The 14,622-nt window shown below is 64.4% G+C and carries 12 protein-coding genes; 11 read left to right on the forward strand and 1 reads right to left on the reverse strand.

Going from position 1 to position 14,622, the window contains the following annotated elements; genetic code table 11:
• Nucleotides 1-12 precede the first annotated feature (12 nt).
• The 6 genes from ACDA63_RS06245 to ACDA63_RS06270 all read left to right on the forward strand — a co-directional run bounded on the left by ACDA63_RS06245 (nt 13) and on the right by ACDA63_RS06270 (nt 8,857).
• Nucleotides 13-1,149, forward strand: coding sequence for a cell division protein ZipA C-terminal FtsZ-binding domain-containing protein (locus ACDA63_RS06245; RefSeq protein ID WP_373662351.1), 1,137 nt, complete (start codon nt 13-15; stop codon nt 1,147-1,149).
• A 7-nt stretch (nt 1,150-1,156) separates the two neighbouring features.
• Nucleotides 1,157-3,496 (forward strand): NAD-dependent DNA ligase LigA, encoded by a 2,340-nt coding sequence (ligA, locus tag ACDA63_RS06250; RefSeq protein WP_373662352.1) that lies wholly within the window; start codon nt 1,157-1,159, stop codon nt 3,494-3,496.
• A 43-nt stretch (nt 3,497-3,539) separates the two neighbouring features.
• The gene (galU, locus tag ACDA63_RS06255) at nt 3,540-4,415 is read left to right on the forward strand and encodes a UTP--glucose-1-phosphate uridylyltransferase GalU (RefSeq protein ID WP_373662353.1); all 876 of its coding nucleotides are present in this window, start codon (nt 3,540-3,542) and stop codon (nt 4,413-4,415) included.
• A 7-nt stretch (nt 4,416-4,422) separates the two neighbouring features.
• Complete coding sequence (locus tag ACDA63_RS06260; RefSeq protein ID WP_373662354.1) at nt 4,423-5,391, forward strand: TIGR00730 family Rossman fold protein; 969 nt, start codon at nt 4,423-4,425, stop codon at nt 5,389-5,391.
• Between the two features lie 70 nt (nt 5,392-5,461).
• A complete protein-coding gene (gene upp / locus ACDA63_RS06265) occupies nt 5,462-6,094 on the forward strand; it encodes a uracil phosphoribosyltransferase (protein WP_373662355.1) in 633 nt (210 codons plus the stop codon).
• 600 nt (nt 6,095-6,694) lie between these two features.
• Complete coding sequence (locus tag ACDA63_RS06270) at nt 6,695-8,857, forward strand: hypothetical protein (RefSeq protein ID WP_373662356.1); 2,163 nt, start codon at nt 6,695-6,697, stop codon at nt 8,855-8,857.
• A 63-nt stretch (nt 8,858-8,920) separates the two neighbouring features.
• Here the strand turns inward: ACDA63_RS06270 and ACDA63_RS06275 are convergent, their stop codons facing one another.
• Nucleotides 8,921-9,880 (reverse strand): DedA family protein/thiosulfate sulfurtransferase GlpE, encoded by a 960-nt coding sequence (locus ACDA63_RS06275; protein ID WP_373662357.1) that lies wholly within the window; start codon nt 9,878-9,880, stop codon nt 8,921-8,923.
• A 40-nt stretch (nt 9,881-9,920) separates the two neighbouring features.
• Here ACDA63_RS06275 and alkB point away from each other — a divergent pair, with 40 nt between their 5' ends.
• The 5 genes from alkB to ACDA63_RS06300 all read left to right on the forward strand — a co-directional run bounded on the left by alkB (nt 9,921) and on the right by ACDA63_RS06300 (nt 14,584).
• Complete coding sequence (gene alkB, locus ACDA63_RS06280) at nt 9,921-10,631, forward strand: DNA oxidative demethylase AlkB (protein ID WP_373662358.1); 711 nt, start codon at nt 9,921-9,923, stop codon at nt 10,629-10,631.
• Between the two features lie 60 nt (nt 10,632-10,691).
• A complete protein-coding gene (locus ACDA63_RS06285; RefSeq protein WP_373662359.1) occupies nt 10,692-11,669 on the forward strand; it encodes an ABC transporter permease in 978 nt (325 codons plus the stop codon).
• Nucleotides 11,666-12,553, forward strand: coding sequence for an ABC transporter permease (locus tag ACDA63_RS06290; RefSeq protein ID WP_373662360.1), 888 nt, complete (start codon nt 11,666-11,668; stop codon nt 12,551-12,553). The genes ACDA63_RS06285 and ACDA63_RS06290 overlap by 4 nt, the downstream gene beginning before the upstream one ends.
• A gap of 133 nt (nt 12,554-12,686) precedes the next feature.
• Nucleotides 12,687-14,126 (forward strand): MFS transporter, encoded by a 1,440-nt coding sequence (locus ACDA63_RS06295; protein WP_373662361.1) that lies wholly within the window; start codon nt 12,687-12,689, stop codon nt 14,124-14,126.
• 155 nt (nt 14,127-14,281) lie between these two features.
• Nucleotides 14,282-14,584: a hypothetical protein gene (locus ACDA63_RS06300; RefSeq protein WP_373662362.1), complete on the forward strand. Its 303-nt coding sequence runs from the start codon at nt 14,282-14,284 to the stop codon at nt 14,582-14,584.
• Nucleotides 14,585-14,622 lie beyond the last annotated feature (38 nt).

Below are 14,622 nucleotides of genomic sequence, written 5' to 3' on the forward strand. Positions count from 1 at the left end.
CGCATACAAGACATGGCAGGCAACGAACTTCAATACGCATTGATCGGCAGCGGCGCAGTGCTCGTCGTCGCACTGGTCGGCTACAACGTCTGGCAGGAGCGCCGTGCGCGGCGCCATGCCGAGCAGGCTTTCCGTTCCATGCACCGCGACGTGCTGCTCGACGAAGAGGGCGAAGCGGCGATTCCGCCCGCGCCGGGCGGACGCATGGAGCCGTCGCTGCCGACCGATCCCGTACCGGAAGCCCGCATCGAGCCGCGTATCGATCCCGCGCCGAACGCCGCCGCAGCGGCCACCGTGCAACCTGCAATGCGCGCGCAGGAACCCGTACTGCCGTGGGAACTGAAGGCCATCGATTGCGTGGTGCCGGTCGAAGCGCCCGCGGGCGTGTCGGCTTCATCCTTGTTCGTCGCCCAGCAATCCACGCTGGCTGGCGTGGCCCGTCGCCTTGCGTGGTATGGATGGGACGACACCGACAACAACTGGATTGCCCTCGATGCCCGCACGCCGGGCAGCGTGACGCGCGCCTGCGCAGCATTGCAGTTGGTCGATCGTCGGGGCCGCGTGAGCGAGGCCGAACTCGAACGTTTCTACGACCAGATCCAACTGCTGTGCGATCAATTCCTCGCTGTGCCGCGCCTGCCGGCTCGCAGCGAAGTGCTCACTCATGCCGCGCAACTGGATCAGTTCGCATCCGAATGCGACATCCAGATCGCCATCAACGTCGTGGCGACCAAGGCGGCCTTTGCCGGCACCAAGCTGCGCGGGCTGGCCGAAGCTGCCGGCCTGGTGCTGCTGACCGATGGGCACTACCACTTCCGCGATGAGGCCGATCGCACGCTGTTCACGCTGTCCAACCAAGAGGCCGCGCCGTTGTCCGTCGAGCAACTGCGCTATCTGCACACCCATGGCCTGACCTTGATGATCGATGTGCCGCGCGTGGCGCGGCCGGTGCAGGCCTTCGACAAGATGATCGCCTTTGCCCACCACCTTGCCGAAGCGCTCGAAGGCGCCGTGGTGGATGACAATCGCACGCCGCTGTCCGACCGTTCCGTGGGCCTGATCCGCGAACAGATCGGCCAGTTCGCCCAGCACATGGAAGAGCAGGGCATTCCGGCCGGCGGCGACGTCGCTCGCCGATTGTTTGCCTGAGCCTCGCATGACCCGACCCGAACAACGTGCGTTCGAGCTGCGTGAACAGCTCGAACGGTATGCGTACGCCTATTACGTGCTCGACGCGCCGGAGGTTCCGGACGCCGAGTACGATCGCCTTTTCGGCGAGCTCGAAGCCATCGAGCGCGAACACCCTGAACTCCTGGCGCCCGATTCGCCGACCCAGCGGGTGGGCGGCGCGCCGCGCGAAGGCTTCGTGCAGGTGACGCACAAGGTGCCGATGCTCTCGCTCGGCAATGCCTTTACCGACGAAGACATCGTGGCCTTCGACCGGCGCTGCCGCGAGACGCTGGATGTCGCGAGCGTCGAATATGCCACCGAGCCGAAATTCGACGGACTGGCGATCAGCCTGCATTACGAGAACGGCTATTTCGTCCAGGGCGCCACGCGCGGCGATGGCTTCACGGGCGAGGATGTCACCGCCAACCTGCGAACCGTGGGCAACATTCCGTTGCGTTTGCGTGGCAAGGATCTGCCCTCCGTGCTCGAAGTCCGCGGTGAAGTGCTCATGTTGCGGCGCGACTTCAACGCGCTGAACGAGCGTCAGCTTGCGGCCGGCGAGAAGTTGTTCGTGAATCCGCGCAACGCGGCCGCCGGCAGCCTGCGCCAGCTCGATCCGCGCATGACGGCCAAACGGCCGCTGCGTTTTTTTGCGTACAGCCTCGCGCAGGTCGATGGCGTGCCGATGCCGGCAACGCATTCCGAATCGCTCGCCATGCTGGCGACCTGGGGTTTTTCGGTGACCGATCTGCGCGCCGTCGTACGCGGCGCTGACGGCTTGCTTGGCTATTACCGCGAAGTTGGCGAACGGCGCGCATTGCTGCCGTTCGACATCGATGGCGTCGTGTACAAGGTCAATGCCCTGGCGCAGCAGGCTGAACTGGGCTTCGTGTCGCGCGCGCCGCGTTTCGCTGTCGCGCACAAGTACCCCGCGCAAGAAGAAATGACCGAGCTGCTCGATATCGAAGTGCAGGTCGGGCGCACCGGCGCCATCACGCCGGTCGCGCGCCTCAAACCGGTATTCGTTGGCGGCGTCACCGTCACCAATGCCACGCTGCACAACGAAGACGAAGTGCGGCGCAAGGACCTGCGCATCGGCGACACGGTGATCGTGCGCCGCGCCGGCGACGTGATTCCCGAAGTCGTTGCACCCGTGCTGGAGCGCCGCTCGGCCGATGTACGCACGTTCGTCATGCCGACGCAATGTCCGGTCTGCGGCAGTCACATCGTGCGCGAAGAAGGCGAGGCGGTGGCGCGCTGTTCCGGCGGCCTGGTGTGCGGCGCCCAGCGCAAGGCCGCGATCATCCATTTTGCCGGCCGTCGCATGATGGACATCGACGGCCTGGGAGAGCGCTACATCGAGTCGCTGGTGGACTTCGGCTATGTCAATCGCATTGCCGATCTGTACTCGCTCAAACTCGAAGACCTGCTCGAAATGAAGCGCCGCGCCGACGAGCGCGATGGCATCACGCCCGAAACCGTGCAGCAGGGCAAGATCGCCACCAAGTGGGCCGAGAACATCATCGATGCGATCTCTGCGAGCAAGCATCCGCCGCTGGCCCGACTGCTGTTTGCGCTGGGCATCCGCCACGTGGGCGAGTCGACCGGCAAAACGCTGGCGGATTGGCTCGGCTCGCTGGAATTCGTGCGCCGCGCACCGCGCGCCGTGTTCGCAGTGTTGCCGGACATCGGCGGCGTGGTGGCCGAGTCGCTGTACGAGTTTTTCATCGAACCGAACAACGAACGGGTACTGGACGAACTGGTCCGCGCCGGCGTGAGCGCATCGGATGAACATGCTCCGTCAGCCAAGCTGGCCCAGCGGATCGCCCTGCCGGAACTGCTCGCCAGTCTTGGTATTGCCAAGCTCACCGCAACGCGCGCACAGCAACTCGCGGCGCAGGTGAAGAGCCTCACCGCGCTGGCGGACCTCACGCCGATTGAACGCGCTGCGCTCGATCTGCCGGCCGAGGTCTCGACGTCGTTGGCCGAATGGCTGTCGCATGAGCAGAACATTGCCCAGATCAAGGCGCTCGACCGATATTGCGCTACCCTCCTTGCGGCCGCGCCGAGCCAAGATTCTGACGCCGCATTGCCGCTTACGGATAAGACGTTCGTCCTGACAGGCACGCTGCCGACGCTCTCGCGCGACGAAGCGACTGCGCTGATTGAAGCGGCCGGGGGCAAGGTGTCGGGCTCGGTCTCGAAGAAAACGCATTACGTGGTGGCCGGCGCCGAGGCAGGTTCCAAGCTCGAAAAGGCGCAACAGCTAGGCATTACCGTGCTGGACGAAGAAGGGCTGCGCACCTTGCTCACGCAGGGCGGATAAGCTCCAGACCAGACGAATAACGACACAGGAGAGAACGAAAATCATGAAGAAGGTACGCAAAGCAGTGTTCCCGGTGGCGGGGCTGGGAACCCGATTCCTGCCGGCCACCAAGGCTAACCCCAAGGAGATGCTGCCGATCGTCGACAAGCCCCTCATCCAGTACGCAGTGGAAGAGGCGGCAGCGGCGGGCATCACTGACATGATTTTCGTCACCGGCCGCACCAAGCGCGCCATCGAGGACCATTTCGACAAGGCGTACGAAATGGAAACCGAGCTCGAAATGCGCGGCAAGAAAGAACTGCTCGCTGCCGTGCAGGACACCATTCCTCCCGGTATCAACTGCATCTACGTGCGTCAGGCCGAAGCGCTCGGCCTGGGCCACGCCGTGCTGTGCGCCGCGCCGGTCGTGGGGGACGAGCCTTTCGCCGTCCTGCTGGCCGACGACCTGCTCGATGGTGACGGCTTCAAGCCGGTCATGCAGCAGATGACCGAACTGTATGAACAGACCGGCTCCTCGGTGCTGGGCGTGATGGAAGTGCCGCGCGAGAACACGCGCCAGTATGGCATCGTCAGCACCACCGAGCCCTCCGGCAAGACACTGCCGATCACCGGCATCGTCGAAAAGCCCAAGCCCGAGGAAGCCCCGTCGACGCGTGCCGTGGTCGGCCGCTACGTGCTGAGCGGACGCATCTTCGAACACCTGCGCAATCTCAAGCCCGGCGCGGGCGGCGAGCTGCAATTGACTGACGCGATTGCGTCCCTGCTCAAGGAAGAAGAAGTCCTGTCCTACGTTTTTGATGGCGTGCGCTACGACTGCGGTTCCAAGATCGGCTACCTGCAGGCGACCATCGAACTGGGCCTGAAGCACCCGGAAGTCGGCGCGGCTTTCGCGCAGTACCTCGCATCGCGCAAGGACTGACGCCAGCATGCGCATTGCCATTTTCTGCGGATCGAGCCTCGGGGCGGATGCGCGCTTCGAAGCCTCGGCCCGCGAAGTGGCAGCCCGCCTGGCGCGGGCCGGGCACGGCATCGTGTACGGCGGCGGCAAGGTCGGCCTGATGGGTGTGATCGCCGATGCCGCGCTGGCGGCCGGTGGCGAGGTCATCGGCGTGATCCCGCGCCACCTTCAGCAACGCGAGCTCGCACACCACGGCTTGTCGAGCCTGCATGTGGTCGATTCGATGCATGCCCGCAAGGCCCGGATGGCCGAGCTGACGGACGCTTTCATTGCATTGCCCGGCGGCGCTGGCACGCTGGAAGAAATCTTCGAAGTGTGGACCTGGGCGCAACTTGGTCTGCATGCCAAGCCTTGCGCGTTCCTCAACGTGGCCGGGTATTACGATGCCATCTCGCAGTTTGTCGACCATGCTGTAGTGCAGCGTTTCCTGCGCGCCGAGTATCGCGACATGCTGGTGATCGACCGTGATATCGACCGGCTGCTCGATGCGTTCGCCGGTTATCGCGCGCCCCAGGCCAAGTGGCACGGCGCCGCCGGGCCCGAAACGCTCGACGTGCTGGGCTGGATCTGCATCCGCGATCGCCGTCTGCTGACGGTGCGTTCGCGCGGCAAGGAGCACTTCTTCATCCCCGGCGGCAAGCGCGAGGCAGGAGAGAGCGACTGGCAGGCGCTGGAGCGCGAGGTGCACGAAGAGGTCGGCGTGCAGTTGGTGCGTGAATCCGCCGTGCACGTCATGACGGCCGAGGACAGCGCCGTGGGGCAGGAGCGTCCGATGCGCGTGGCGATGAGTTGCTACATGGCTGCGGGCCAAGGCGAGCCGCGGCCTGCGGCGGAGATTGAAGATCTGGCGTGGATGACGGCGGCGGACGCGCCTCGATGCGCGCCGGCTGCGCGACAGGTGCTGGCCTGGCTGGCAGGGCGCGGCCTGATCGACTGAATTGAATAACTGCTGCCCATACCGGAGATCCCGTGCGGCGGCCCAATCGAGTACACGAGGAAGAACGACGATGAACGAAAATGTGCATGTCATCACCCACCCGCTGGTCCAGCACAAGCTGACCGTGGCGCGCAGCGAAGACACCACCACCGATAATTTCCGCCGGCTGGTGCGTGAGATCGCCCAGATGATGGCCTACGAGATCACGCGCGATCTTCCGACCGAGCTCATCACCATCAAGACCCCCGTGGCGACCTGCCAGGCGCCCGTCATCAGCGGCAAGAAGCTCTGCCTGGTGTCGATTCTGCGCGCCGGTACCGGCATGCTCGACGGCATGATCGATCTGCTGCCCAATGCCCGCATCGGCCACATCGGCCTGTACCGCGACCCTGAAACGCTCAAGGCCATCGAGTATTACTTCAAGGTGCCCGACGACGTGCAGGATCGCCTCGTGATCGTTCTCGATCCGATGCTGGCCACCGGCAACTCGGCCGCCGCCGCACTCGCGCATCTGAAGGGCGCCGGCATCACGTCGCTGCGCCTGGCCTGTATCCTTGCGGCGCCCGAAGGTCTGGCCGCCGTTCAGGCTGAACATCCGGACGTGCCCATCTGGGTCGCGGCGGTGGATGAACGCCTCAACGACCACGGCTACATCGTGCCGGGTCTGGGCGACGCGGGCGACCGTATCTTCGGCACCAAGTAAGTCGACTCGGCGCACGTCGCGCCATACGCAAGAAGGCCGGGCAATCTGCCCGGCCTTTTTTTTTGTTTGCCGGGCCGTCAATGCAAGGGCAGGGACGCCGCGCGCCCGGGCCCCGGCGCCCCCCGGTAACGTTCCGCCGCGATCGGCCCGTGAGCCCAGTGCTCTCGGAGTATTTCGACGGTTTGCGCGCCCAAGCCCCGGTCGGTGTCCGGCGCACAAGATGTTGGCAATGCTGTCGTGACTGCCACGCTCTCCCCATGATGCGAACCTCTCGAACCCGGAGGTGTGCATTTGGCATAGCAAATTATCATGATCGGACAGATACCGGTTCCGCCGCCGATTTCTCCTTCAATCTCTACGCATTATCTGGGAATCGGTCAGAAAACGATTACGTTGCTGCGCAGCAATAGAGGGTGAACACGTATAGGAGGTCTCAGAGCAAACGTTTACCTTGCGCACGCGCTTGCATACAAGCATGCGTATGCCATGCGAAATAAGGCATTCCTGTAGCGGCGACGTGCGGAGAGATGAGAAGCGGCATTCATGACAGCCGCCAGGATGCGTCGCCAGTCATCCAAGAAGAAGGAGGCAAGGGTTCCTATGTTGGCTTTGAAACTTCGTCCCATCGCGCTGATCATTGGCGCAACCACACTGACCGCGCTGACAGCCTGCGGTGGCGACGACAACAATGATTCGGGTTCGGCCGGATCGTCGAGTTCGTCGATCTCGTCGAGCGCGTCATCGAGCACGTCGAGCGCTTCCAGCTCCAGTGCAACTTCAAGCGCCTCGTCCAGCTCCAGCAGCGTGGCGGTGGACCCGACCGACCCGCAGGGCCTGACGCTCGCCGTCGATCCGGCGGACAAGCGCTCGCTCAACGGCATCGTGGTCGGCAACAGCGACTGGACCGTGCCGACCGGCGTGGATGTGCCGCTGACGATGATGGGTCACATGATGTACCTGTTCGATCAGGTCAAGACCTACGGCACCGACATGACCATGAACCTGGGCGACGGCACTGCGCCGGCCAAGGTGCTCGACCCGAACACCGGCGACCAGTTCCTGCCGGGCAAGCTGGCACTGGGCCTGTCGTACGTGCTGATCGACATGAAGACGCGCAACGACGCGCGCTACCAGGATTATCTGGCCGTGTACAAGGACATCACCCGCAAGATGATGGCCAAGAACACCTCCGGCGGGTGGGTCTATACGAACAAGTCCTTCGGCGAGTACTACTACCTGCTGGCCCTGAACAACTTCAAGGACAAGGGCATGCTCGACGAGGTGTTCGATCCGGACATGATCGACATCCTCAAGCAACGATTGACCTTCGACGACATGTTCTCGGACGTGAATAACTACGTTCTGAACACTGCGCAGAACTACTACGCCGTGGCCTACGGCATCGCCGGCCTGCGTTTGCGCCTGGGCTGGACCAACACGCCGGCCAATGCGCGCGACGACATCCTGGCCAAGCTGCTCAATCACTACCGCACGCATTCCACCGCGGGCGTATCGGACGAAACCGACGGCAATGGCCGCTTTGACCGCTACAGCGTGCTGCTGATCGCCGAGACCTTCCAGCGCACGTATGAGATGGGCAATGACGCTGCCATCACCGACGAGATGAAGGGCTACCTGCGCAACTCGGTCGACATCATCATGCCGCAGCTCAACGTGGACGGTAAGGGCTTCAACTACGGCCGCTCGCTTGCCCCGTACGGCGACAACGCCTTCATGGAAGTGCTGACCGCGGCGGCCCGCGTCGGTGTGCTGAGCGAAGCGGAAAAGCGCATTGCCTACGCTTTCGTCGAACGCGTGGCCAACCGCTACATGAACTTCTGGTACGACGTCGACGCGCATTCGGTGAACATGTGGGTGAAGGGGCGCGGCACCGATGCTTATCGTTCGACCAAGCGCACGCTGGGCGAGAACTTCAGCCTCCTGCATCAGTTCCTGTACGTGAACGGGCACTGGAACCGCATGGGCCTGCAGAACAAGGCGCCGATGCCGGTCGCCAACTTCCAGCAGTGGCTCGACACGCGCCAGCCCAAGCTGCACGTGACGCAGTACGACACCAACAGTCCGTACAGCCGTACGCTGGTGACGATCCGCGACGGCAAGCGGGTGATCAACCTGAACTTCGTCAACGGCGAGAATCCGTACTTCAACCAGAACCCATACTTCCCGATCCCCACCGCGGACAACCTGGTCTACGGTACGGCGGATGCAACGTACCCGCTGCTGGTGCCGCGCATCTCGCTGTCGACCGGCAAGCAGTACATGCCGATCATCTATTACAAGAACCTGCAGGTGAAGCAGGAAGGCGACACGATCACGATCTCGTACGACCAGGACAGCCTGGCCAACACCAACGGCACGTGGAGCACCGCGCCGTGGGCGGGCATGACGTCGAAGACGACCTACGTGATCAAGTCGGGCTGGATCACGCGCACCGATACCTTCACGCCGACGGCCGACGTCACGGTCAACGCCATCCAGCAGGACTTCGGGTCGTTCTCGGACATGACCGGCGCAGTGCAGACCGGTACGTCGGTGAACTGGGCGACGGGTGATGCGTACCAGTACGAGACGACCGGCTACGACGGCTGCACGCTGGCACCGTTCGGTACGGTGACCAACGCCACCACGCCGATCGGCAAGCTGCTGAGCAACATGTCGTGCAAGACCACTACGCCGGCGCTGTGGCCCGCGGGTTCCACGCACACGTACTCGTGGTCGATGAAGTTCAAGCCGCTGCAGTAATTGCGTCGGGTTGTCTTCAAAAGGAAACGGGCCCGCGAGGCCCGTTTTTTCTGCCCGGGTGCGCTACGCAGAGTGCACGTGCGCGGTGATCGAAAACGGCTCTTCGGACGGTGCCAGCGCCATCCAGCCGTCCAGTCCGCCACGCAACGGGCGGGCACGCCGGAATCCCTGCCGGCGCAGGATGCGCGCGGCGTGGGCGGCCGAGGCCTCATTCGGGCAGGCACAGTAAAGGACGATCTCCCGGTCGACGGATTCGTCCTTGAACAATCCGCCGATCTCGCCAAGCTCCGCCTCGACCGCGCCCGGAATGCGACGCGGGTCGCTGGCGCGCGACGACGCCGCGCGCACATCGACAATCAGCGGTGATGCGCCACCGTCGATCAGCGAACGGAGTTCTTCGGGTTCTATGCGATACATGCGCACGAAGCGCAGCAGGCGCTGGCGTTCGATCCAGCGATAACTGATGTAGAGCGACAGCAGCGCGAGCAGAGCCAGCAATGCGACGCCGCCGATTTCCGACATCGAGCCGATGACCGCGTCCACCTGTCGATGCAGGAGCAGTCCGAGGCCGATGAACAGGCCCGCCCAGATCGTCGTGCCCAATGCATCGAACAGTGCAAAGCGACGCGCCGACAGCCCCATGCTGCCCGCCAGGGGCGACGCGATGGCCGACAGGCCCGGCACGAAGCGGGCCACCAGCAACGAGGCCAGTCCCCAGCGGGCAAAGATATTTTCGGTACGGCGTATGCAGGCATCCGGCGAAATCGAGACCCGGCACATCAATGCCAGCACGCGTTGCCCGTAGCGTCTGCCCGCCCAGTACCAGCACAGGTTGGCCGTGCTGGAGCCGGCGACCGCAAACGCCCACGCAGCGAGCCCCGACATACGGCCGTCCGCCGACAGCGCGCCCGCCACGAGCAGGGTCGGCACGGCCGGGATCGGCGCGCCAAGCTGTTCGATGAGGACGTTGAGGAAGACCAGCAGCGGGCCGTGCTGGTCGAACAGTTCCATGAGGTGCTGCACGTGCGTCTTCCGATGGGGCGGGGAGCCGGTAGCATAGCGAATGCAGGCGAAGGCAGGAGGGGTTTTGGTGGTGCAGGGCGAGACAGGGCAGACGGATCTTTTCGGGCTCGAACGAAGCGGCGCCGGCAACGCCCGGCAGCTTGCCGAAGGTGCATGGCTGCTCGAAGGCTTCGCACGCGCACGCAGCGACGTATTGCTCGCAGACCTGCGTCGGATCGAGACTGCCGCGCCGTTTCGCCACATGGTCACGCCTGGCGGCGCCATCATGTCGGTCGCCATGACGCATTGCGGGCAATTGGGCTGGGTGTCGGATCGCCACGGCTACCGCTACGCCACCAATGATCCGGAAACGGGCAAGTCGTGGCCGTCCATGCCCGAGGCGTTTCTTGCCCTGGCGAAGGAGGCCGCCGCCGCGGCGGGGTTTGCGGCCTTCGTGCCGGATTCGTGCCTCATCAACCGCTACGCGCCGGGGACGCGGCTATCGCTGCACCAGGACAAGGACGAGCAGGACCTTGCGCAGCCGATCGTCTCTGTGTCGCTGGGCCTGCCGGCGGTATTCCTGTTCGGCGGTTTCTCCCGCGCCGAGCGCGCGCAGCGCGTGCCGCTGTTCCATGGCGACGTCGTCGTGTGGGGCGGGCCGTCACGCCTGCGTTTCCATGGTGTGCTGCCGGTTGCGGAAGGTCTTCATCCGAGCCTTGGCGCCTGTCGCGTCAATCTCACGTTCCGCAAGGCGGGCCTCGTCGCGACCTGATTTGCCCGGCGCGAGGCTCGGGAAATATCCGGGTATGCCCTCGGGCTATACTCTGGCGCGATGACTGCCTTCCTTCTGCGCCGCCTCCTGCAAGCCATTGCCGCCTTGTTCGCCATGTCCGTACTGGTGTTCGTGGCGGTGTATGCCATCGGCAACCCGGTCGAGATCTTCATCAGCCCGCAGGCGGACCAGGCCGAAATCGCGCGCACGATGGCCTCGCTCGGATTGGACAGGCCCTTGTGGCAGCAATATCTGGGCTTCATCGGCCACGCGTTGCAGGGCGATCTCGGGCGCTCGTTCGCGCAGGGCATGCCGGCGCTGTCGCTCATCGGCGAGCGCATGCCGGCCACGTTCGAACTCGCCATCGGGGCCTTGGTCATCTCCGTGCTGTTCGGCATTCCGCTGGGGCTGTGGGCGGGTTTCCGGCCTGATTCATGGGCCGGACGCTCAATCATGACGGGGTCGATTCTTGGCTTTTCGCTGCCGACCTTCTGGGTCGGGCTCATGCTGATCATGCTGTTCGCGGTGTACCTCGGCTGGCTGCCGGCGAGCGGGCGAGGGCCCACGCGCGAGGTTTTCGGCGTCGGGGTGTCGATCTTTTCGGTCGAAGGATGGCGCCATCTGCTGCTGCCTGCATTCAACCTGGCGCTCTACAAGGTGTCGCTGATCATTCGGCTCACGCGTGCCGGCACGCGCGAAGCGCTGGCGCAGGACTACGTGAAGTTTGCCCGCGCCAAGGGGCTGGCGTCGTCGCGCATCGTCGGCGTGCACGTGTTGAAGAACATACTCGTGCCCATCGTCACGGTGATCGGCCTGGAGTTCGGTTCGCTGATCGCATTCGCGGTGGTGACCGAATCGGTGTTCGCCTGGCCCGGCATGGGCAAACTGCTGATCGATTCCATCGACGTGCTCGACCGCCCGGTGATCGTCGCCTACCTGATGGTGGTGGTAGTGGTCTTCATCGTCATCAACCTGGTCGTCGACCTGCTCTATTCGGTACTCGACCCGCGCGTGCGCACCGCCGAGGAGCGCCCATGACGGCCTCGCTCAAACAGGCATGGGGCAGGGCTGGCGACGTGTTTCGCGGGCATCGCGTGGCGGCCGGTGGCGCGGTGCTGCTGACGCTGCTGGTCGTGCTTGCCGTGCTGGCTCCCTGGATCGCGCCGCAGAATCCGTATGACCTCCAGCAACTGGATATTCTCGACGGCCGCCTGCCGCCGGGCTCGCACGCCGAGGTGTCCGGCATCACGTACTGGCTGGGCACCGACGAGCAGGGGCGCGACATGCTGTCGGCCATCCTCTACGGTCTGCGCATCAGCCTGATGGTGGGCGCCAGTTCGACCGCCATCGCCCTGTGCGCCGGGACCTTGCTGGGCCTGATGGCGGCCTATGCGGGCGGCTTCATCGACGCGGCCATCATGCGCGTGGCCGATCTGCAACTGTCGTTCCCCAGCATTCTCGTGGCGCTGGTGCTCATTGCCGTATTCGGGCGCGGCGTCGACAAAGTGATCTTCGCGCTGGTCATCGTGCAATGGGCGTACTACGCGCGCACCGCGCGCAGCGTGGCCTTGGTCGAGCGCCGCAAGGAGTACATCGAGGCCGCGCGCTCGCTCGGCTTGCCGCCATTGCGCATCCTGCTCGGGCATCTGCTGCCCAACTGCGTGCCGCCGCTGCTGGTGGTGGCCGCACTGCAGATCGCCGCCGCGATCGCACTGGAAGCCACGCTGTCCTTTCTCGGTGTCGGCCTGCCGATCACCGAACCTTCGCTCGGCCTGCTCATTGCCAACGGCTACAAGTACCTGCTGTCCGGGACGTACTGGATCAGCTTCTTTCCCGGCGTTGCGCTCCTGCTCACCATCGTGGCGATCAATCTCGTCACCGATCATGTGCGCGATGCACTGAATCCGCGTCTGCAGCGCTGACGGCATACGCGGAATCCGGCCGCTGTTTCCATAGATTTCCAATTGTTGCCCGGCGAAATCAAGTGGGGCGTGGGAGTACAATTCGCACCCCGGAGCGCGCTCGCGGCTCCGTGTCCAGACTGAGGTCCCTGTCTTGATCCGCATCCCAAAGGCCGTACTGGTGCCGATGATCGTGGCGTGCGCGCTGTTCATGGAGAACATGGACTCGACAGTCATTGCGACATCGTTGCCGACCATTGCGCGCGACTTGAACGAAGACCCCATCGCGCTCAAGCTCGCGCTCACGTCTTATCTGGTGAGCCTCGCGGTGTTCATCCCCATCAGCGGATGGATGGCCGACCGCTTCGGGGCGCGAAAGGTGTTTCGCTCGGCCATCGCGGTGTTCATGGGGGGCTCAATCCTGTGTGCGCTATCGGGTTCGCTGGCCGGATTCGTCGCCGCGCGATTCGTGCAAGGCATGGGCGGGGCGATGATGGTGCCGGTCGGGCGCCTGGTGGTGCTGCGCACGACGACCAAGGCCGAGCTGGTTCGCTCATTGAGTTACCTCACCATTCCAGCACTGGTCGGTCCGGTGATCGGGCCGCCGCTGGGGGGCTTCATCACCACGTATTTCCACTGGCGGTGGATTTTCTTCATCAATATCCCGATCAGCATCGTAGGCATCGTGCTGGCCGCCCGGTACATCGAAAATCTGAAGGAAGCCGACGTCAAGCCGCTGGACTGGCGCGGCTTCATCCTGTCGGCCGTCGGTTTGTCGAGCCTGATGCTGGGGCTCGCGACGGCGGGGCGCCACATGGTGTCCGCGTCGGTGTCGGCTGCGTGCGTCGTGGGGGGCGGCGCGCTGGTGGCAACCTATCTGTACCTCGCCAAGCGCAATCCACATCCCTTGCTCAATCTGGATCTGCTTCGGCTGCAGACATTCCGCGCCGGCGTGCTGGGCGGATTCCTGTTCCGCATCGGCATCGGCGCGATTCCCTTCCTGCTGCCGCTGATGCTCCAGTTGGGGTTCGGGCTCAATTCGTTCGAGTCAGGCTTGCTGACCTGCGCGTCGGCAGCCGGCGCGCTGTTCATGAAGACCATTGCCGCAGCGATCCTGCGCCGCTTCGGTTTCCGCCGCGTACTGATCGTCAACGCCATCGCGACCGCGCTGTCGTTGATGGTCATCGGCATGTTCACGGACACCACCCCGCACATGCTGATCATCGCCATCCTGCTGGTCGGCGGTTGCCTGCGCTCGTTGCAGTTCACGAGCCTGAATGCGCTGTCGTACGCCGATATCGAGCAGCCCAACATGAGCCAGGCGACCAGCCTGGCAAGCGTCGTGCAACAACTGGCCGCCGGTACCGGCGTGACGGTCGGCGCGTTCGCCTTGCAGGCTGCAAGCTACCTGCAGGGGCACGCTACGGTGGTGGCGGCAGATTTCCTGCCGGCGTTCATCGTGGTGGGCCTGGTGTCGGCGTCGTCGCTGATCATTCTGGCTTCGTTGCCGCATCACGCAGGAGCGGCCATCTCCGGTCATCGCCAGGATAAACCGGCGGACAGCGGGGCTGGCGAGGCAGAGCGCGCAGGCTGAAAGACGCACGGCCGCCGCGCTTAGCGCCGCTATCGAAGAGCTTCTGAATTTTTCTTGGTTGGTGCCGATCGGGGGGCTTCGTACCATGGGGCAACCGCTGAACGGGAGCTCCTCCATGTGTCGAATGTGTACGCCCCGCAGAAGGACGCACCGCCATGGCCCAATCGCTGCCCACGCGTGAGCTGAACGCGCTGCGAGGGCTTTTCGATAAAGTCCAGTTCTCTGCCGATGAAGTCGTGGCGCTCGACTATCGTGTCATCCGGCGTCTGCCGGGCGTCGGTCCCAAGGGCATCGAGAACATCCGCCACTGGCTCGAGGCGCAGGGCCTGTACCCCGAGAACTGGCCCCACAACGGCAGCGCCGCGCACCGGTCCCGACACCATTCCCGCATCGAGGCGGCCATACGTCTGCTCGAAGATCACGGTTACGAGGTCGTGCCGCCCGCGCCCCGCCCGTGAAAGGCGTTCGTCGTCGGTCACACCCCACAAGAAAACGG

This window comes from Uliginosibacterium sp. sgz301328, assembly GCF_041807905.1.
Classification (GTDB): Bacteria; Pseudomonadota; Gammaproteobacteria; order Burkholderiales; family Rhodocyclaceae; genus JBGVSA01.